The following is an 18,375-nucleotide window of genomic DNA, read 5'->3' as shown; positions in this document are numbered from 1 at the left end:
CGCATCACTTTACCGTCCGCGTCCGGCCCGCAGCGGCGGGACGCGGMCTATTACCGCGCAGGCAATGCCTCAGTCAGGGCCCCACCCAAATGCGCAGAAAGAACCGCAGGCGATGCCGCAGTCAACAGGGCATAAAAATGGTGCCGAACCGGATACGCCTCTCGGCGGTAGGCCGCTCTAGGCGGCTAAATGTTGAAGCCCGGGGGTTTCGCGGTTCGGCACCGCTTTTAGTTTTCTACGTAGGTTCAATCAAGTCAACATTGACAGTCTGCCCCCGCCATGCGTGCCCGTCGCGGCGCCGGAACTCGGTCCGCGGGCGCACCGCAGCCAGGCCCGGCCGGCCGCACTCTAGTCCAGCTCGCCGAGCMGCCACGCGTTGGCGGCGTGTTCGAGGTCCTCCGCCGTCTTGACCAGGAGATGGGAGTTGCGGGTGAGCTTGCTGGCATGGTTCTCGTTGCTGTGCTCGGCKCCGTCGGCCAGGGTTGCCTGGCCCAGAGCCACAACGCGGCAGAACGCGGCGGAGCGTTCCAGCGCGACGTCAAAGTCGCCGTCGAACGCTCCGGAGAGGATGGCGTCCGCCATGGATTTCATCTCGTCCGCTCCCGGCGGTTCGGCAGCGCCGGCCACCACATGGGACACCTGGGCCGTGTCCTTTCCCGCCTTGAAGTACACGGAAATCCGTTCGGGATCCTGGATGGTGGCGGCCCGCAGGGCATACAGGCGCCACAGGGCGCCGGGGAGTGAGCGTGCGGGGCTCTCGGCCCACATTTCGGCGATCGCTTCCAGGCCCTGCTCGTCGGCGAGTTTCACGAGCCGCTTGGTGACCTTGGGGTCATCGCTGTCGCGGCCGCGGCGCACGAGCGCTTGGGCGGCCAGATGGGCTGCCTCCGAAACGCGGGCGGGATCGGCCCCGCCGGCGAACGGTTCAAAATCGATCGGCGCGAAAGGTTTCGGCTTGTGGTGCCGCGGGCCGGGGGCGCTGGATCCTGCTTGCTCGCTCATGCCACCACGCTACTCCAGTGCCGCCGGGTAATCGAGGATCGGCCGGCGGCCCCCCGGTGACGGCCGACGCCGGTCCCGCCAAGGTGAAAAGCCGGCCCGGGTCTGGGGTACAGTATTAATCGTCCAGAAATGGACTGGGCCGAAATGCGCCGCAGCTACGGATTTGTCCGCTGGCTCGGGCGCTTTTGGTTGGGGCCTTTAGCTCAGTTGGTAGAGCATCGGACTTTTAATCCGTGGGTCGTGGGTTCGATCCCCACAGGGCCCACTCTTTCTCGTGAAGAGTGGAAAATCCCCGGTTTCCTGGCAACAGGAGGCCGGGGATTTTTTCGTGCGTAGCCCCGGACGCGCCCGCCAGGGCAGGAAGGGCTTCGGGGTCCGGCACCTTGTCGAGGCAGCCGGAATTGTACGGCAGGCTAGTTACCAGTTCCGCTAGGATTGCCGGATGGACTCCCACGGCATGCCGGCCTCCGGATATTGGTATGGCCCCGACGACAGGCTGGATCCCCCCGCGGCCATCCTGCAGGCCCTCCGCGACTACAGGGCCTCGGAGGTGGCGACCCGGCGGTCCACCCGCGACTCGATGGGTATGGGCGAGACCGACCTCCTGGCCCTGCGCTACCTGCTGCGTGCCAAGTCCACCGGCGGGCGGGTCGGCCCCAAGGATCTCAGCCGCGTCCTGGGGATCACCACCGCGTCCACCACCTCACTGATCGACCGGCTGGTTGCCAGCGGACATGTCCGGCGCGAGCCGCACCCCACGGACCGTCGCTCGCTCGTGATTGTGCCGACGGTCGCGACGGACTCCGAGGTCCGCGCCACCCTTGGGCAGATGCACCGCCGGATGATGGAAGTTGCCGAGTCCATGAGCGCTGAAGACGCCCGCGTTGTCATCACGTTCCTACGCCGGATGAGCTCGGCCATCAGCGAAGAGCGGCACCATCCCTAGCCCCTCCGCCTGGCGAAAATTAGTACACCAAACTAGTTAGTTGGACTAGTTATATGTATGCTTACTACTTGTTCCTCACCATCGAATGAGAGTAGGCGTCGTGACTGAATCCGCAACTCCCAACGGGGGAGCCGGCGACGGTTCCCTGTCTGCCGGGCATGTGGCCCTGGCCGACGCGGATCTGGCGCTGCAGGAGATGAGGTTGCCGGAGATGAGGATGCCGGACATGGTTCGGCCCCGGGTGACGGACAGCCAGGCCCCCCGGCACTGCGGAACACCCATGGAATGGCGATCCCCGGAACCGGGTGCGATGGCCTCCTACTCGTTCGAGCCCGCCGGCCACTCCGCGGCCCTCCCCGCCCTGTGGCGTTGCCGCTGCGGTTTCCAGCTGGACGGCGTCGACCAGCGTGCCGCATCGCTTGCCGCGGCCTACTGGCACAGCCGGTGACCGCTCCGGCGGCGGCCCGTCCGGTGCTCGCGGGCAGCGTTCTTCCGGCACGCCGGGACACGGGCGAGCCGGCCTCCTTCCTGATCCACGAACTCCTGGGCAGGGGAGCCACCGCCACCGTTTTCCGCGGAACTGACCTCGCGAACCAGCGCCCCGTGGCCGTCAAGGTGGCCGAGGGACCCGACGGCCGGCACGCGCGAAGGATCCATGAAGAAGCCCGCACCCTGTCCGGGCTGGACCATCCGGCCGTGGTTGCGTTCGCAGGTGAGGGCCGCGTTCCGGACGGAAGCCCCTGGGCCGGCCGCCCCTTCCTTGTGGAGGAATTCGCCTTTKGCGGCAATCTGGCGGAACGGATCCACACAGGCCCGGGGGACCCCGGGGAAATCGCCGGCTGGGCCGCGGCGGCCCTGTCCGGGCTTGGCCACGTGCATGCGCGCGGACTTGTCCACCAGGACATCAAGCCTGCCAACATTCTGCTGAGTTCCCTGCGCAGGTCCCCGGTACGGATTGCGGACTTCGGCATTGCCGCCCCCGCGGGAACCGTGCTCGAGCCGGGAATGTCGTCCGGCACCGTGCACTACATGAGCCCGCAGCAGGCCAACGGGGGCCCGGCTGATCCGGCGACGGACGTCTATGCCCTGGGCCTGGTTCTCCTGGAGTGTCTGACGGCGGCCAGKGCATTTCCGGGGACGCATGTGGAGTCGCTGGTGGCGCGCACCTTGAGGGGGCCCGTAATTCCGCAGGGACTGGGACCGCGCTGGGTGTCGCTCCTGGCGGCCATGACGGCAATGGAGGCCGCTGACCGGCCCTCGGCCGAAGAGGCTTCCGCCGAGGCCGCCGCCATGGTGCAGCGGCCTGTACCGCCGCTTCGGGACTACGCCGCCGGGCTGTTCGCCGGCGGGTGGAGGACGACTCCTCACGCTTCCCGGCGCCGGCCGCTCAGTTCCGTGGCGTGACCCGGGCCCAGGCCGGCACCAGCGCGGTGGGTGACGCCACGCGCAGCCGGTCCGAGGGGGAGCCCGGCAGCCCGGTTTCCGGGTCCAATGGATAGGTCACGACGTCGCTGGACCGTTCGTGGGCCACGTGCAGCCATCCGTTGCGGACCAGGTGATGGCGGGGCCAGTCTCCGCCACTGGGCACATCGGCCACCGGGCGCAGCGCCGCGCCGCCAGCCTCCACCTCCAGCGCACTGATCCGGTTCGAGCCGCGCACCCCCACGTAGGCGTGCCCGGCGTCGGGCGCCAGCGCGATTTCGGCCGCGGAATCTCCCGGCAGCGCCCCGCCGGCCGTGGCCGGTCCAACGAAGCCGAGCCGGAAGTCGCCCGAACCCGGCGACATTGCCGCCACGGCCACCTCAATTGAATACTCGGTTACCACAAAGACAGGGCCGCCCGGGTGCTGAACCAGGTGCCTGGGGCCGCTGCCCTGCGGCAGGACGACCTCGTGGTCCAGAACCAGCCCGGGCACCGGCCCGGGGTGGACGTTCCAGATCCGCAGGAGGTCGTGACCGAGGTCCGTGGTCATCACCCGGCCATCTGCAAGCATGAGCGCGGCATGGGCGCGGCTGGGCCGCTGTGCACCTCCGGAAGCGTCTCGATAAGGGTCTTGGGACTCCGCGGCGGCGGCCCGGTCCATGATCCCGCCGTCGGCGTCGAGCTCGTAGTACAGCACCTGGCCGTCGCCCCAGCAGCAGACCACCAGGAAGCGGCCGGAGGGCTCGACGGCGACATGGCAGGCCGCGTCGCCGGCCGGCCACGCCGGGCCGGCCGGCTCCAAGCCGAACGCGCCGGCCCTGCGGTAGGCCCTGACCGTCCGGGCGTGCTCGGCAACGGCGTAGACCACAGGAAGGGAGGGGTGGGCGGCCAGGAAGGACGGAGAGTCGGCCGCCGCCGCAACACCCAGCCAGCGCAGGGCGCCGTCCTCCGCCGCGGCCACTGCGCCGATCCCCGGGCCGCTGCCGCCGGAGTCCGCCGTGTAAGAGCCGGTCCAGATGAGGTCGTGTGCCGGGAAGGAGTCCATGGTGACATCCTGCCAGCCCGKACCGGKAAGCCGCGGTCAACCGCCGTCACAAACCCCGGACTCAATGCCGCCGGATTAATCACCGCGCGACGGTCTGTCCTTGGGTAGCATGGGGGAGTTCGAGCAAGTGCAGCAAGAGGAGGTGGGTCCCGTTTTCACAAGTCCAGACAGGGTGCCCTCCTGGTGCTGCCGGCCTGCCGGCCGCGGCTAGCTCACGGTGAGGGCGTCTGACATCAGACCGAAAGGCGCTCCAATGCCAGTACTCCGCCACCGTTCCCCGCACAGCACCCTCACAGCCAGGCTCCGGGCCGCCGGCTGTGTTTTYGCCGAGGAKGAAGCCCGCCTGCTCCTCGAGGCAGCTCCGACGCCTGAAGCACTCGAAGCGATGGCACGCCGGAGGCTAGCCGGCCTGCCCCTGGAACACGTTCTCGGCTGGGCCGAATTCTGCGGACTCCGCATCGCCGTCGGCCCCGGGGTGTTCGTCCCGCGGCGCCGGACGGAATTCCTCGTCCGGGAGGCCGTCGCGCTCTTGACCGCATGGCGCCTGGAACCGCACGGGGCGGCGCGCCCGGCACCCGTGGTGATCGATCTCTGCTGCGGTTCCGGCGCCGTCGGAGCCGCGCTTTCGGCGCTCGGCGGCCCACTCGAACTCCACTGCGCCGACATCGACCCCGCAGCCGTGGCGTGTGCACGCACCAACGTCGGGCCGCTGGGCGGGGAGGTCTACGAKGGCGATCTCTATGCTCCGCTCCCGGCAGGACTCCGGGGCCGCGTCCGGGTGTTAGCGGTCAACGCCCCCTATGTGCCATCAGCGGAGATCGAAACCATGCCCCAGGAGGCGCGCCTGCACGAGCCGCGGGCCTGCCTGGACGGCGGTGCCGACGGGCTTCACGTGCAGCGCAGGGTGGCCGCCGGGGCTCTCCAATGGCTGGCGCCCGGCGGCCACGTGCTTATCGAGACCAGCCGCCGGCAGGCCGCGCAGACGGCGGGGATCTTTCGCCGCCACGGCCTGACGGCCCGGGTGCTGGGCTCTKAGGAGCTCGGCGCTACCGTGGTGGCCGGTACTCTGGCGCCTCCCGCTTGAGGGCGGTGCTCTCCTGGCGGGGCGCTGCAGCTGCCTAGGACAGCTTGTCCGCCTGGACGCTGGTGGCGGGACCGGCAGGGGTGGCGCCGCCTTCATCCGACCAGTCCTGTCCGTCCTGGTCAGTGAGCGCAGGGTCGGATTGGATATCGGCGGCCGCCGGCACTGACGTTTCCGGGCCGGCGTCGYGGTGGATGGCTGAGCCAAGGACCGTCCCTGCGCGGCGGGCTGCCTCGGTGAGCTGTCCGGAGACCTCGGGGGCTTTGTCCTTGACCGTCTCGGCTGCCGCCGTGAGCTTGTCCTGGACCGGCTTGCTGTGCCAGAGGTCGGTGGTCCGGGACTTGAGCTTTTCGTAGGCTTCGCGGCCGGACCGCGAGCCCAGAACGTAGCCTGCGGCCAGTCCGGCGCCGAAAAGAAGTTTGCCCTTCATGCTGTACTCCTGTTCCTTAGGGACGTATGTGAAAAGTCGTGCGTGAAGAAGTGGAGGTTCCCGGGAAATGGCCGTGCCGCCGAAATGTGCGGTCGTGACGCCGATGCGTCCGGCCGAAATGGTGCGAAAAAACCGGCCCCGGGGATCACCCGGGACCGGTTTCCGGTCAGTTTCCGCGTTAGCGGACTGAACGCTTGCTGATCATGCCGTAAACGAGCAGGACGATGATCGCACCGCCGATGGCCAGCAGCCAGGTCGACAGCGAGAAGAACTCGTTGATGCCAACACCGAACAGTGCACTGCCGATGAATCCGCCCAGAAGAGCGCCGACGACGCCCAGGATCAGGGTGATCACGATGCCACCGCCCTGACGTCCCGGGAGGATTGCCTTAGCGATTGCGCCGGCGATGAGGCCCAGAATCAGAAATGCGAAAAAACCCATTTTATCGTTCCTTCTTCTTTCATTGAGGAGGCACCCGGATCGCCGGGTGCGCTTCATCCTTCTGCCCCAATACTAATCATGCTTAGTATAAAAGAGCCACCCGGCTCCCCGCAGACTTCGCCGGCGGACAGGGAAAACGGCTGAAAATGGCCGTAAGGTTCACGGGGGATTCATCCCGGGTTCGGAAATTGTTTTATTGCCGACAGGGTGCCCGGAGGCTGCCGCGGCCTACCACGCGTAGTCTTCGGGTGCCGTGCGGTGTCCCGGGAAGATCTCGTCGAGGCGCTTGAGCGCGTCGGCGTCGAGCTTCAATTTCTGCGCCCGGATGGCACCTTCGAGGTGCTCGAGCGTGCGCGGACCGATAATCGGAGCGGTGACTGCCGGCTGGTGGAGCAGCCACGCGAGCGCCACATCGCCAGGCTCCTGGCCCAGTTCGTCGGCAAAGTCCTCGTAGCGTCGGATCTGTTTCTGGTGTGCCTTGAGTGCCTCGTGGGCACGACCGGCGTTGCGGCGGACGCCGTCGCGCTCCTTCTTCAGCACCYCGCCCAGCAGGCCGCCGTGCAGCGGCGACCACGGCAGGAGCCCCAGGCCGTACTGCTGCGCGGCAGGAATGACTTCCCGTTCCACGTCCCGGGTCAGCAGGTTGTAGATCGACTGCTCACTGACCAGCCCGTTGTAGTTGCGGCGTGCCGCTGTTTCCTGCGCGCGGGCAATGTGCCAGCCGGCGAAGTTGCTGCTGCCGCTGTACAGGATTTTGCCTTGCTGCACGGCGACCTCGACGGCCTGCCAGATCTCCTCCCACGGCGTGTTCCGGTCCACGTKATGGAACTGGTAGAGATCGATGTAGTCCGTCTGCAGCCGTTTCAGACTGGCGTCGAGCGCCCGGCGGATGTGGAGGGCCGAGAGCTTGGACTCGTTGGGCCTGTCCGTCATGGTGCCGAACAGCTTGGTGGCGAGCACCGTGCGCTCACGGCGCTCGCCGCCCTGGGCAAACCAGCGGCCGAGGATTTCCTCGGTCCAGCCGCGGTGGCTCGACCCGCCGTACACATTGGCGGTATCGACGAAATTGATGCCGGCTGCCTGCGCGGTGTCCAGGATGGCGAAAGCCTCCGCCTCCCCGGTCTGCGGGCCGAAGTTCATGGTGCCCAGGCACAGGCGCGAGACTGTCAGGCCGGAGCGGCCCAGATGCGTATAGCGCATGAAGCGTTCCTCTCCGTCCTGACCTCCTCCGCCCTGACGCGTTGCGGGTTGGCTCCGAAGGCGGCCCGGTGCGCGCCGCTGCCGCTCCGAAGCGGGGGTCAGCGCTCCAGGCGGAACCCGAGCTTGATGGTGACCTGCCAGTCGGMGACCTGACCGTTCTCAAGGTGGCCGCGGATTTCCTTTACTTCGAACCAGTCAAGGTTCCGCAGAGTCTTGGCGGCCTCGGCAATGCCGTTCCGGACGGCCGCATCGACACCCTCGCTCGAGGTTCCGACAATTTCAGAAATGCTGTAGGTGTGATTAGACAACTTCGCTCCTCGTGATCGCCATCGATGCCCGGCTGTGGGCCGTTCCTGCAGACTAGCCCACGGAACCCGGCCGGACTAGGGGTGCGGGGCCCGGGCTCCGGGACCCGGGGGGCGGCCCCGGCAGCGGGCGCTTGGCCTGGCGGGGCAGGGGGTCGGCCCGCGGCCTGATCCGGCTCACCATCCAGGGCAGCATGTAGTGCGCCACCCAGGCGAGGTCTCCGGCCCGGGTTTCCCRCCAGTTGCCGGGCGGCATGGGCTTGGGTTCCAGCGGCCGCAGGCGGTGCGGCACGCTGAGCGTGTCCAGGACCATGGCGGCAATGGTGTGGTGTCCCAGCGGCGAAAAGTGAAGGCGGTCAGGGTCCCACATCCGCGGATCGCTCAGTTGCCGCAGCGCCCACAGGTCGGCGATGACCCCGTTGTGCCGGGCGGCGATGACGCGGATATTCTCGTTGAACACCGCGACCTTGCCGCGGATGTGCCCAAACACGGGCGTCTCGCCCCAGTCCGGGCCGGTAAACAGGACCACCGTMGCCCCGGTGGCCGAGAGCGCGGCCACGGCATCGTCAAGGGCGGCGGCCATCCGGTCCGGATCGCCGCGATGGAACACGAGATCGTTTCCGCCGGCCGAAAGGGTCACGAGGTCCGGCTTCAGGTTCAAGGCCGGCCCGAGCTGCTGGTCAAGGATGTCGCGCAGGACCAGGCCGCTGATGGCCAGGTTGGCGTAGCCGAAATCGCGACCCTCGCCGAGTTCTTCGGCAATGCGGTCGGCCCACCCGCGCATGCCGCCGGGGCTCAGCGGTTCCGGGTCGCCGACGCCTGCCGTGAATGAATCCCCCAGGGCGACGTACCGGCTCCACGGCTGTGAATGCCAGACACCGTACTGCCCCCGTGCGGAGCCCTGGTTCCCCGGCGGCCATGGCCCCGGGGAGGGGGTGTTGGCGCCGGTATGGCCGGCGTCCGGCTCGGGGAACCTGGCGGCGTTCACATCACCAGCAATACGCCGATAATGCATGCCGCACAAGGTACTTATGCCCCTAGCGACGCGTCGTGGAGACGCTCCCATGTCCGCTCCGGAGCCTGCGTCGCCGTCGCGGCGACGAGGTCGTCCAAATACTCAGGGGGGTATGATATTAAAGCTGACGCATCGAACCCGGAGGAACAAATGGAACTCGATCCCACAGACATGAAGCCTGTCATCAACCGGCTTCGCCGCGCCCAGGGCCAGCTTGCCGCGGTCACTCGGATGATCGAGGAGGGCCGTGACTGCAAGAKCGTCGTGACCCAGCTGGCTGCCGTTTCGAGCGCCCTGGACAAAGCCGGATTCTCCATCATCGCCACGGGCCTGCAGCAGTGCATGCAACAGGAGGACCCCAGCCTGGACCGGGCCGAACTGGAGAAGCTCTTCCTCTCGCTCGCCTGAGCGCTTCCACCGGGCGCGTCCGCTGTGGCCCGCCGGGCCTGCCCCGCCCGGCTGGCATGTCGGTGTCAGGCGGTTCCGTCGCCCAGGACATAGGTCTTCAGGTCATCCAGGGTCTGCTGCATGTGCGCGTCCATGGCATCGCGGGCGCGGTGCGGGTCCCGTGAGGCGAGGGCATCCGCGATGTTCTGGTGGTGTCCGATTGCATGCTTCTGGATGTCCGGCACCTTGGACGTTTCCGTCCGCCGCTTCTCCAGGACGCGGTGCAGCGGCTCGAACAACACGGCGACGAAGACGTTGTCCGACGCCTGCAGGATGAGGTCGTGGAAGGCCAGGTCCGCCTCCACGAAGGCCGCCAGGTCGTTGCGCTCGTGCGCCAGCCGCATCTTTTCCACGTGCGCGCGGAGGGTCTGGATGTCCGAATCCGCCATCCGTCCGGCGGCCAGCTCGCAGGCGCCCGTCTCCAGCATCCGGCGCAGCTCGATGAGCTGAATGGCGGCGGAGGCGTCGTTGGTGCCTTCTGAGGCCGCCCGCAGCACAGCGTCCAGCGAGCCCCAGCGGTTCACCGGATTCACGAATGTGCCCCGGCCGCGTTCCACGCTCAGAATCCGCTGGGCTTCGAGGGTCTTCATGGCCTCGCGCACGGTCATTCGGCTGACCTCGTGCCGCGAGCTGAGCTCCAGTTCGCCGGGGACGCTCGCGCCGGGCGGAAATTCGCCGGCAATGATCCGGTCCAGCAGTTCATCGGCCACTACGCCGACCAGCGATTTCCTAGCCAATTCTCCCCGTCCAGCGACTCCGCTTTGCCTGAAGCTCTGCCTCATGTTTTTKACTCATGGCATGTTCCCTGATGGCCAAGTCTACTTGCGCGTCGTTGTGCCATATGCCACACTAGCACTCGGAAATAAGATGTCTGACATCTTACATTTAGTTCTACCTACGGGTCCCTCACGGGCCCTAGCTTTTGACCGATAGATCCCCACACAATGGAGTGCATAGTGCCCCTCGAAGCAGACGTGCTGGCCGCTTTCCCCGCGGAAGTACAGATCCCCGCCCGGCTAGTGGCGGACAGCGTGGCGGCCTCGTCCGAGGCATCCCCCCGCGTCCTGGTAGTGCTCGACGACGACCCCACCGGCACCCAGTCCGTGGCGAACCTCCCGGTTCTCACGCGTTGGGACGTGGCCGACTTCGCCTGGGCGTTCGGCTACGAAGTCAACGGCCAGCGCCAGCGCGCGGTCTACGTGCTGACCAACACCCGCAGCCTTGACCCGGCAGAGGCGGCCTCCCGCAACGAGGAGATCGTCCGGAACGCCCTCGCGGCCGCCGCATCGGCGGACCCGGCGCTGCGGCTCAGCTTCGTCAGCCGCAGCGATTCCACCCTCCGTGGCCACTACCCGCTCGAACCCGACGTCATCGCCGCCACCGTCACCGCCGTCAACGGCGAGACGACGGACGGCGTCGTGATTGTTCCCGCGTTCCCCGATGCCGGCCGCGTGACCATCGGCGGCGTGCACTTCATGCGCGGCACGGGCGAGGACGCCGGACAGCTCACCCCCGTGGMCGAAACCGAATTCGCCCGGGACGCCAGCTTCGGTTTCGCCAATTCGGAGATGGCCAAGTACGTCGAGGAAAAGTCGAAGGGCMGGTTCCCCGCGGGTTCGGTGATCGTGCTGGATCTGGACATCATCCGGGCCTCAAATGATCCGCTGATCTCCGCCAAGGCCATTGCCGATGCCATCGCGCCGGCCACGGACTCCACGCCGATCGTGGCGGACATCGTCACCGAAAACGATCTCCGCGCACTGGCCCTGGGTCTGGAAGAAGCAGAGCGCCGCGGCAAGAAACTGCTCTACCGCGTAGGGCCGCCCTTTGTCCGGGCACGGATCGGCCAGGAAATCCGCACCGAACTCAGCGGCGACGAAGCATATGCCGGCAACACGCCGTCGGAAGCCGGCGGCCTGATCGTCGTCGGCTCCCATGTCGGCGTCACCACCCGCCAGCTCAACGCACTCACCGAGCAGCACAGCGCGGCGCGGATCGTGGAGATCGACGTCGAACAGCTGCTCGGCGACACCGCGGGGGCGTACCTCGACGAAACGGTCGGCACGGTGGTMGCTGCCCTCCGCGCCGGCGACGTGATCGTCCACACCAGCCGGCTGCTGATCAAGACCTCCGACGCCGCCGAAAGCCTGCGGATCGCCCGCACCGTCTCCGCCGCCGTCGTCGCCGTGGTGAACCGCGCCCTCAAGACCTTCCCGCCCCGCTTCGTGATCGCCAAGGGCGGCATCACGTCCTCGGACGTCGCCGCGCACGGCCTGGAAATCCGCCACGCAATCGTCCGCGGACCCATGCTGCCGGGCATCGTGAGTCTCTGGGAGCCGATGGACGGCCCGGCCAAGGGCATCCCGTACATCGTCTTCGCCGGCAACGTCGGGGACGACCAGTCCCTGGCCCGGGTCACCCGCAAGCTCAGCAGCACCTTCTGAACCCCCGCTTTCCTTCCGCCTCATTCCCCGCTTCACTTTCAATGGAGAAGATCATGACCACCGATTACAAAGTCACCGTTCTAGGCCTGGGTGCCATGGGACTGCCCATGGCCGCGCGCCTCGCCACCCGTCTGACCGTCCACGGCTTCGACATCGCCGAGCCCCGCCTCGCGCTCGCCCAGGAAGCCGGGGTCCGCACCTTCGGCTCCGCCCGTGAAGCCGCCGAGGGCGCCGACGCCCTGCTGCTGGCGGTGCGCAACGGCGAACAGCTGGACGACGTCCTCTTCGGCGAGCACGGCGTGGCCGCCGTGCTGAAGCCGGGCGCCGTCGTGATCCTTGGCAGCACCGTGGGCACCGAAGCCATCCCGGCCACCGTTGCCCGCCTCGCCGAGTACGGCGTGGCGCTGGTTGACGCACCGCTGTCCGGCGGCCCGAAGCGTGCCGGCGAAGGCGACCTCCTGATCGTCGTCGGCGCCGAGCCGGCCGCCCTCGAAACCGCCCGCCCCGTCCTTGAACTCCTCGCCTCCACCCTGACCGTGGTGGGTGAGAAGCCCGGCGACGGCCAGGCCCTCAAAACCGTCAACCAGCTGCTCTGCGGCGTCCACATCGCCGCCGCTGCCGAGGCAATGGCGCTGGCAGACGMCCTGGGCCTGGACCAGGGCAAGACCCTCGCCGCCCTCGAAGCCGGCGCGGCGGGCTCCTTCATGCTCTCCAACCGCGGCCCGCGCATCCTGGAGGCCTACACCGAGGACGGCGCCGAGGTTCTCAGCCGCCTGGACATCTTCGTCAAGGACATGGGGATTGTCGGCAAGGCCACCCGCGCCGCCGGGCTCGCCGCCCCGGTGGCCGCCGCCGCGGAGCAGCTCTACCTCCTCGGTCAGGCCCAGGGCCTCGCCGCCGCTGATGACTCCGCCGTCATCAAGGTCGTCGCACCCAGCAAGCGCACCGCCTAGACAGCTCTTCAACAGCCGGCGAGGGCGGATCCCCTCCGCCGTCGCCGGCCCCCTCCCCGCCACTTTTCCCGACGACGTATCGACGACCTTCCTGTCAAAGGAGACACCCCCCATGACCCCCCTGCTCAATTTCCTGATGGTGCGCGCGGCCGACGCGCCCGTCATCAAGCCGGCCGTGCAGCTGGGAACTCCGCTGCTGCTGACCATCGCGGCTGCCGGCGTCGCCCTGCTGCTGATCATGATCATCCGCTTCAAGATCCAGGCCTTCGTGGCCCTGCTGACCGTCAGCATCCTGGTGGCCGTCGCCGCGCAGATCCCGCTCAAAGACGTCTTCACCGTGGTGGCCAACGGGGTGGGGAGCACCATGGGCAAGGTCGCGCTCCTCATCGCCCTCGGCGCCATCCTGGGGCGCATGATCGAAATCTCCGGCGGCGTGCAGTCCCTCGCCGACCACTTCACCGCCAAGCTCGGCGCCCGGCGCGTGGCCGTGGCCCTCACCGCCGTGGGCTTCCTCGTCGCGATTCCGRTGTTCTTCGAGGTCGGCATCATCGTGCTGGTGCCGATCGTCTACGCGTTCGCCAAGATCGCCAACGTCCACCCGGTCAAGTTCGGCCTGCCCATGGCCGGCATCATGCTGGCCATCCACGTGGCCGTGCCGCCGCACCCGGGCATTGTGGCCGGTGCCGGCGTGCTCGGCGCMGACATCGGACTGATCGCCCTGATCTCGCTGACGATCTGTGTCCCGCTCGGCTTCCTGTCCTACTGGGTTGCGTCCATCATGAACCGCAAGAACTACGATCTGCTGCCCACCGTCAAAGCCCAGGTGGACGAGTTCGGCTCCKATTCCCTGGTCCGCGTCGGCCACGAGGGCCCGGGCAGCAAAGCCATGGCCGCGCCCCGCCCCGGACTGATCATCTTCCTCATCGCCACCCCCATCGTGCTGATCCTCCTCGGCACCGTCGGCACCCTCGTGATCGACAAGAACAACTTCTGGTACGGCGTCTCTGCCTTCGTCGGCAACCCCGTCTTCGCCCTCCTCGTCGCCGTGGCACTCTGCTTCTTCCTCCTGGCCGTCCGCCGCCGGTGGTCGCTGACGGAAACCGGAGAAATCTTCGAAGGCGCCCTGCCCCCGATCGCCTCCATCCTCATGGTGGTCGCCGCCGGCGGCGTCTTCGGCAGCGTCCTGCAGGTCAGCGGCATCGGGACGGCGCTCTCCGACTCCCTCGAMACCCTCGGGGTGCCGCTGCTGCTGCTCGGCTTCATCATCTCGCTTGCCCTCCGCGCCGCCCAGGGCTCGGCCACGGTCGCGATCGTCACCACGGCCGGCCTGCTCTCCTCCGCCGTCGCCGGCGGGGGCTACACCCCGGCCCAGATTGCCGTGATCGTGATCGCCATCGGCTTCGGCGCCCTCGGCCTGTCCCACGTGACCGACGCCGGCTTCTGGGTGGTGGTGCGGTACTACGGCCTGACCGTCGCCGACGGCCTCAGGACCTGGACCGTGCTCACCACCGTGCTGGGACTGGCAGGGTTCGCCCTGACGTTCGTGGCCTGGATGCTGGTGGGAGGCCTGAGCGCCTGATGCGTACCCGACTCGACGCCCTGGTCAGTGCCGCCCTGCAGCAGGGCTCGGCCGTGCCGGCGTTCACGTGCTACGACTTCACCACCGCGCTCGCCGTTGTGCGGGCGGCCGAGGAGGCCGGCCGGGGCGCCATCCTGCTTGTCGCGCCGAAGACCGCGGCCACGCCCAACGGGCTGCGRCTGATCGCCGCCCTCCGCGGGCTCGCTGACGCCGCCGGAGTACCGATCGCGGTGCAGCTGGACCACGCCTCCGATCCCCAGGTGATCGGAGACGCCGTCGCCGCGGGCGCCGACTCGGTGCTGGTCGACGGATCCTCGCTGCCCTACGAGGAGAACATCGCCCTGGTCCGCGGCGTCCGTGCTGACCTCGCCGCGCAGGGCAATGCCGACGTCGTCATTGAAGCAGAACTCGGCGGACTGGCCGGCGACGAGGACCGGGCCTTCGGTACCGGCACCGGAGACGGCGCGGGTAGCGCATMAGGGGAGGACCCCTCCGGCCTCACCGACTCCGCCCAGGTGGAGGACTTCGTGGCCCGCACGGGGGCGCAGCTGCTCGCCGTGGCCGTGGGCAACGTCCATGGAAAGTACAAGGGGGAGCCCCGGCTGCGCTGGGACGTGCTGCAGGACATCGCCGTGCGGACCCGGATCCCGCTGGTCCTGCATGGCGCCTCGGGCATCCCGGCGGCGGAACTGGTCAAGGCCGCGGCCATGAACGTGGGCAAGGTCAACTTCAACACCGAGCTGCGCACCGGCGTCCTGGCCGTCCTCGAGGAACAGTCCGCCGCCCACCGGGCCGACGGCGAGAACCTCCAGGCATTGCTCGGCCTCTGGGATGCCTCCGCCCGGGGTTTCGCGGCCACCGCCCTGGCGACTCTCTCCCGCTGAGAGCGCCGGCAGCGGGCAGCGGCGTGCGCGACGCCGCTGCCCGCCGTTGTCTCCGGCCGGGTCCGCACCGCCTGGACGCCGGTGCGGAACCGGGCCGTAGGACCCCTCGCGTGAGGCCTCTMGAAGGTCAACAATGGAGGCAACACAGCAGGCCTTCCCAGGGGGCGCCATGGTTCCACAGCAGCGGGCAGCCGGCGGGCCGGCCCCGATGCCGGACTACGACCCGGTTATTGACCTTGCCAGGTTCTTCTGCCTGACGCTGGTCGTGGTCGGACACACGATGATGGTGAGTCCCGTCCTCCACCCTGACGGGACGGTGACGAGCGAGAACACCCTGGGCAACCAGCACTGGTTTGAACCCGTCGTGTGGGTCCTCCAGATMATGCCGCTGTTCTTCGTGGCCGGCGGGATCACCGGGCTGCAGTCGTGGCGGCGGCTCCGGGCCAGGGGCGGCACTGCCTTCGATTTCATGCAGATCCGGATGCTGCGCCTGATCCGTCCGGCTGCCGTCMTGCTGGCCGTCATGTTCACTGCTCTGTCGCTGGCCCTGCTCTCAGGGGTTGACCCGGAGGTCATCCAGTTGCTCACCAGTGGCGCGGGAACGCCGCTGTGGTTCCTCGCCGCGTACCTCGCCGCGCAACTCAATCTTCCCTGGCTGGCGGGCCTGCACGCCCGCGCGCCCTGGCTGACCCTCACCGGGCTCATCTCGCTGGTGGTGACGGTTGATTGCCTGCGGGGAGTGCTGCCGCAACTTGCCTACCTCAACATGGTGTTCGTGTGGTGCGCCGTCCAGCAGCTCGGATTCATCGTGGCCGACAACCGGGGGCCGAAGCCGGGCCGGCCGGCACTGTTTGGCATCATCGTCGCCAGCAACCTGCTGCTGGGACTGCTCGTGCTGCTGGGGCTGTACTCCGGGAACATGCTGGTGAACCTCAACCCGCCCAATCTGACGCTGGTGCTCCTGGGCATTTCGCAAGCCGCCGCCCTCCAGCTTTTCCGGCCGGCGCTGTCCCGGATCGCGTCCCTGGCCTGGGTGGGCCGGCTGGTGGGCGCGGCSGGCAGGCGGTCGATGACGGTCTACCTGTGGCACCTGCCCCTTCTGGCGGCGATGTCCGGGGTGCTGCTGCTGACAGATTTTCCCCAGCCGGCCGGCGGATCCGCGGCGTGGTGGTGGGGGCGGCCGCTGGTGCTGATGGCCGTCATCGCGCTGTTGCTGCCGGTAGTGGTGCTGTTCGGCCGGCTGGAGAACCGGCCGACGTCCTCCGGCCCGTCACTGAGCCGCCCGGCGGCGGCGGTGCTGCTGGCCGCCGTCGCCGTTTTTGTTCCGGCGGTCCAAGCGGCGCTCAACGGGCTCACGCTAGGGCTCCTGGGCGGCGGCGCCGGGTGCTTCGCGCTCGCGGTCGTGCTGCTGGGACGGATTCCGGCCCGGCTCATCACGCCGGCTGAACGGTCCGGCGGACCAGAACCGCCATTGCCACACCCGCCATTAAGTGCCAATGTCGAACCATGACGGAGAACTCGGCAGCCACGGAAGACCCCTTCAGCCCGGACGTTGCCACCACCCGGAACGACGAGCTGCACCGCTACGAGCTGCACGTCGGCGGCAAGCTCKCCGTCCAGGTGCGCTTCATCGACCGGCCGGGTCACATCGACTTCATCCACACGGACACGTCACCGCAGTTCCAGGGCCAGGGGCTCGCGAAAGTGCTGGCGCATTTCGCCCTCGACGACGTGGTGGCCTCCGGCAAGCGGATCATCCCCAATTGCCCGTTCATGTACCGCTATCTGCGCAGGCATGAGACGTACCACCAGTACGTGGACTGGCCGGAACGGGCACCCGAAGGAGCTTAGCCCCCTCGGGCAGGGGGCGCAGGCCGGTTGGGGGGCCAGGAACTGCCAGGGGCGCCCGGCCCGGCTTGTGAGCCGGACAACAACCTCGTAAGGTTTGAGCAGAGTTATGCAGTTGGCTCTTGGACAGGTCCCTTTGGAGAACCCCATGAACCATAAACTGCGTGTGCTTGTCCGTGTGGACGTCGATCCCGCACATGTCACCCTCGAAGTCACCGGCTGCGTTACCCAGTCAGATTCCGCTGCGCTCCTGCATATCGTGCGCCGCGCGTGCCGCCTCGGAGCCGGAGCCGGGGTGGTGATCAACCTCCACGGCGCCTCCCATCTGGATCCGGAAGTCCTGCTTGATCTTCGGCGGCTCGCGGATAGCGGACCCTTGCCGGCCCCTGATGCCGGGGACTCCGCCGCGCMCGTGCCGTTCCGACTCACCCTCGACGAGCCGGCCGTTCTGCCCATCTGCCTCCTGCATGTGGGGCCCGACGCCGAAGTCCTCGMCGGACTCGAGACTGATTTCCGCCCGGGCCCTGTCACGGTCTCGGCCGGCAACAGCGAACCGGCCGGACTGCTSGATGTCGGGTTCGGTTCCGGACCCGACTCCGGGCCGGGGGATGCCAACAGCCCGCTGGCCGCGGAAACCGGCGGAGTCAATGACTTGGGCACCATCAACGGGCTGGCGCTCTCGGAGTACTTCGAAGGCACGCTCGATCCAGCCGCCACGGTCCGCGCCTTGTCCGACACCGCGCTGTGCCGCCTCGCGGACGCCCTCTACCGCCACCTCGACACCAGCAGCCCGTCATTTGGCGCGCACACCTGGTACGAGCTCGCGGCCGAAGAGCTCCAGAACCGCCACCTGACGGAGGGGGAAGGCCCCGAGGAGGAAGAACTGGCGCCGGATACGGCCCTGGCCTGAGCCCGCACGAGGCTAGGCTGTCGCTATGAACCCACACATAGCCTCCACGCCGGGCAGCACCGCTCTCATCACGGGCGCAACAGCGGGCCTCGGCGCCGAGTTCGCCCGCCAGCTTGCTGAGCAGGGCCACCGCGTCGTGCTCGTGGCCCGCGACGCCGGCCGCCTCGCCGCCACTGCCGCGGAGCTGGAGAACCGGTACGGGTCCGCGGCGGAGACGATCGCCGCGGACCTGACGGACGACGCCGGGATCGCCGCCGTCGTCGCGCGCCTCGCCGATCCCGCCCGGCCCGTCGAAATCCTGGTCAACAACGCGGGAATCGGGTTGCTGCGGTCCTTCGAGGACAACGACATTGCCGAGGAGAAGCGGCACCTGAAACTTCATGTTGAAACCGCCATGGAGCTGACTCATGCCGCCCTGCAGG

At 68.3% G+C, this 18,375-nt stretch carries 21 protein-coding genes and 1 tRNA gene; 14 read left to right on the top strand and 8 right to left on the bottom strand.

Annotated features, from left to right (window positions below; translation table 11 throughout):
* Positions 1 to 348 precede the first annotated feature (348 nt).
* Positions 349 to 1,002: a hypothetical protein gene (locus tag AC1DBQ_RS06960; RefSeq protein ID WP_476927811.1), complete on the bottom strand. Its 654-nt coding sequence runs from the start codon at positions 1,000 to 1,002 to the stop codon at positions 349 to 351.
* Between the two features lie 192 nt (positions 1,003 to 1,194).
* Here AC1DBQ_RS06960 and AC1DBQ_RS06955 point away from each other — a divergent pair.
* The 4 genes from AC1DBQ_RS06955 to AC1DBQ_RS06940 all read left to right on the top strand — a co-directional run bounded on the left by AC1DBQ_RS06955 (position 1,195) and on the right by AC1DBQ_RS06940 (position 3,352).
* Positions 1,195 to 1,267, top strand: a tRNA-Lys gene (locus tag AC1DBQ_RS06955).
* A 177-nt stretch (positions 1,268 to 1,444) separates the two neighbouring features.
* Positions 1,445 to 1,948: a MarR family winged helix-turn-helix transcriptional regulator gene (locus AC1DBQ_RS06950; RefSeq protein WP_476927810.1), complete on the top strand. Its 504-nt coding sequence runs from the start codon at positions 1,445 to 1,447 to the stop codon at positions 1,946 to 1,948.
* A gap of 100 nt (positions 1,949 to 2,048) precedes the next feature.
* The gene (locus AC1DBQ_RS06945) at positions 2,049 to 2,396 is read left to right on the top strand and encodes a hypothetical protein (protein WP_476927809.1); all 348 of its coding nucleotides are present in this window, start codon (positions 2,049 to 2,051) and stop codon (positions 2,394 to 2,396) included.
* A complete protein-coding gene (locus tag AC1DBQ_RS06940; protein ID WP_476927808.1) occupies positions 2,393 to 3,352 on the top strand; it encodes a serine/threonine-protein kinase in 960 nt (319 codons plus the stop codon). Before AC1DBQ_RS06945 ends, AC1DBQ_RS06940 begins: the two co-directional genes overlap by 4 nt.
* Here the strand turns inward: AC1DBQ_RS06940 and AC1DBQ_RS06935 are convergent.
* Positions 3,336 to 4,415 (bottom strand): lactonase family protein, encoded by a 1,080-nt coding sequence (locus tag AC1DBQ_RS06935; RefSeq protein ID WP_476927807.1) that lies wholly within the window; start codon positions 4,413 to 4,415, stop codon positions 3,336 to 3,338. The two genes, AC1DBQ_RS06940 and AC1DBQ_RS06935, sit on opposite strands and share 17 nt — an antisense overlap.
* A 253-nt stretch (positions 4,416 to 4,668) precedes the next feature.
* Between AC1DBQ_RS06935 and AC1DBQ_RS06930 the strand changes: the two genes are divergently transcribed.
* Positions 4,669 to 5,499 carry a putative protein N(5)-glutamine methyltransferase gene (locus AC1DBQ_RS06930; protein ID WP_476927806.1) on the top strand — a complete coding sequence of 277 codons (831 nt, stop codon included), beginning with the start codon at positions 4,669 to 4,671 and terminating at the stop codon, positions 5,497 to 5,499.
* 34 nt (positions 5,500 to 5,533) lie between these two features.
* Here the strand turns inward: AC1DBQ_RS06930 and AC1DBQ_RS06925 are convergent, their stop codons facing one another.
* The 5 genes from AC1DBQ_RS06925 to AC1DBQ_RS06905 all read right to left on the bottom strand — a co-directional run bounded on the left by AC1DBQ_RS06925 (position 5,534) and on the right by AC1DBQ_RS06905 (position 8,861).
* Positions 5,534 to 5,926: a hypothetical protein gene (locus AC1DBQ_RS06925; protein ID WP_476927805.1), complete on the bottom strand. Its 393-nt coding sequence runs from the start codon at positions 5,924 to 5,926 to the stop codon at positions 5,534 to 5,536.
* Positions 5,927 to 6,104: 178 nt separating this feature from the next.
* Positions 6,105 to 6,368, bottom strand: a complete 264-nt coding sequence (locus AC1DBQ_RS06920) for a GlsB/YeaQ/YmgE family stress response membrane protein (protein ID WP_091250134.1) — start codon at positions 6,366 to 6,368, stop codon at positions 6,105 to 6,107.
* A 228-nt stretch (positions 6,369 to 6,596) separates the two neighbouring features.
* Positions 6,597 to 7,568 (bottom strand): aldo/keto reductase, encoded by a 972-nt coding sequence (locus tag AC1DBQ_RS06915; protein WP_476927804.1) that lies wholly within the window; start codon positions 7,566 to 7,568, stop codon positions 6,597 to 6,599.
* A 98-nt stretch (positions 7,569 to 7,666) separates the two neighbouring features.
* Complete coding sequence (locus tag AC1DBQ_RS06910; protein ID WP_476927803.1) at positions 7,667 to 7,876, bottom strand: dodecin; 210 nt, start codon at positions 7,874 to 7,876, stop codon at positions 7,667 to 7,669.
* A gap of 52 nt (positions 7,877 to 7,928) precedes the next feature.
* Positions 7,929 to 8,861: an SGNH/GDSL hydrolase family protein gene (locus AC1DBQ_RS06905; protein WP_476927802.1), complete on the bottom strand. Its 933-nt coding sequence runs from the start codon at positions 8,859 to 8,861 to the stop codon at positions 7,929 to 7,931.
* Between the two features lie 177 nt (positions 8,862 to 9,038).
* Here AC1DBQ_RS06905 and AC1DBQ_RS06900 point away from each other — a divergent pair, with 177 nt between their 5' ends.
* Positions 9,039 to 9,296: a metal-sensitive transcriptional regulator gene (locus AC1DBQ_RS06900; RefSeq protein WP_476927801.1), complete on the top strand. Its 258-nt coding sequence runs from the start codon at positions 9,039 to 9,041 to the stop codon at positions 9,294 to 9,296.
* A gap of 65 nt (positions 9,297 to 9,361) precedes the next feature.
* On the opposite strand, the gene AC1DBQ_RS06895 is transcribed toward AC1DBQ_RS06900, so the two are convergent.
* On the bottom strand, positions 9,362 to 10,072 hold the full coding sequence (locus AC1DBQ_RS06895) for a FadR/GntR family transcriptional regulator (protein WP_476927800.1): 711 nt from the start codon (positions 10,070 to 10,072) through the stop codon (positions 9,362 to 9,364).
* A gap of 219 nt (positions 10,073 to 10,291) precedes the next feature.
* Between AC1DBQ_RS06895 and AC1DBQ_RS06890 the strand changes: the two genes are divergently transcribed.
* From AC1DBQ_RS06890 to AC1DBQ_RS06855, 8 genes are all read left to right on the top strand, one after another.
* Positions 10,292 to 11,779, top strand: a complete 1,488-nt coding sequence (locus tag AC1DBQ_RS06890; protein ID WP_476927799.1) for a four-carbon acid sugar kinase family protein — start codon at positions 10,292 to 10,294, stop codon at positions 11,777 to 11,779.
* Between the two features lie 53 nt (positions 11,780 to 11,832).
* Positions 11,833 to 12,732, top strand: coding sequence for an NAD(P)-dependent oxidoreductase (locus AC1DBQ_RS06885; protein ID WP_476927798.1), 900 nt, complete (start codon positions 11,833 to 11,835; stop codon positions 12,730 to 12,732).
* Positions 12,733 to 12,844: 112 nt separating this feature from the next.
* Positions 12,845 to 14,311, top strand: a complete 1,467-nt coding sequence (locus AC1DBQ_RS06880) for a GntP family transporter (protein ID WP_476927797.1) — start codon at positions 12,845 to 12,847, stop codon at positions 14,309 to 14,311.
* Complete coding sequence (locus tag AC1DBQ_RS06875; protein ID WP_476927796.1) at positions 14,311 to 15,195, top strand: class II fructose-bisphosphate aldolase; 885 nt, start codon at positions 14,311 to 14,313, stop codon at positions 15,193 to 15,195. Before AC1DBQ_RS06880 ends, AC1DBQ_RS06875 begins: the two co-directional genes overlap by 1 nt.
* 169 nt (positions 15,196 to 15,364) lie before the next feature.
* Positions 15,365 to 16,705 (top strand): acyltransferase family protein, encoded by a 1,341-nt coding sequence (locus tag AC1DBQ_RS06870; protein WP_476927827.1) that lies wholly within the window; start codon positions 15,365 to 15,367, stop codon positions 16,703 to 16,705.
* Positions 16,702 to 17,046, top strand: coding sequence for a GNAT family N-acetyltransferase (locus tag AC1DBQ_RS06865; RefSeq protein WP_476927795.1), 345 nt, complete (start codon positions 16,702 to 16,704; stop codon positions 17,044 to 17,046). The genes AC1DBQ_RS06870 and AC1DBQ_RS06865 overlap by 4 nt, the downstream gene beginning before the upstream one ends.
* A gap of 145 nt (positions 17,047 to 17,191) precedes the next feature.
* Complete coding sequence (locus AC1DBQ_RS06860; RefSeq protein WP_476927794.1) at positions 17,192 to 17,953, top strand: hypothetical protein; 762 nt, start codon at positions 17,192 to 17,194, stop codon at positions 17,951 to 17,953.
* A 25-nt stretch (positions 17,954 to 17,978) separates the two neighbouring features.
* Positions 17,979 to 18,375, top strand: a 397-nt coding sequence (locus AC1DBQ_RS06855; RefSeq protein WP_476927793.1) for an SDR family NAD(P)-dependent oxidoreductase, incomplete at its 3' end; no start/stop codon positions are given.

It is taken from the genome of Arthrobacter sp. 10T413_2, from assembly GCF_056394205.1.
This window is presented reverse-complemented; position numbering and strand designations above follow the sequence as displayed.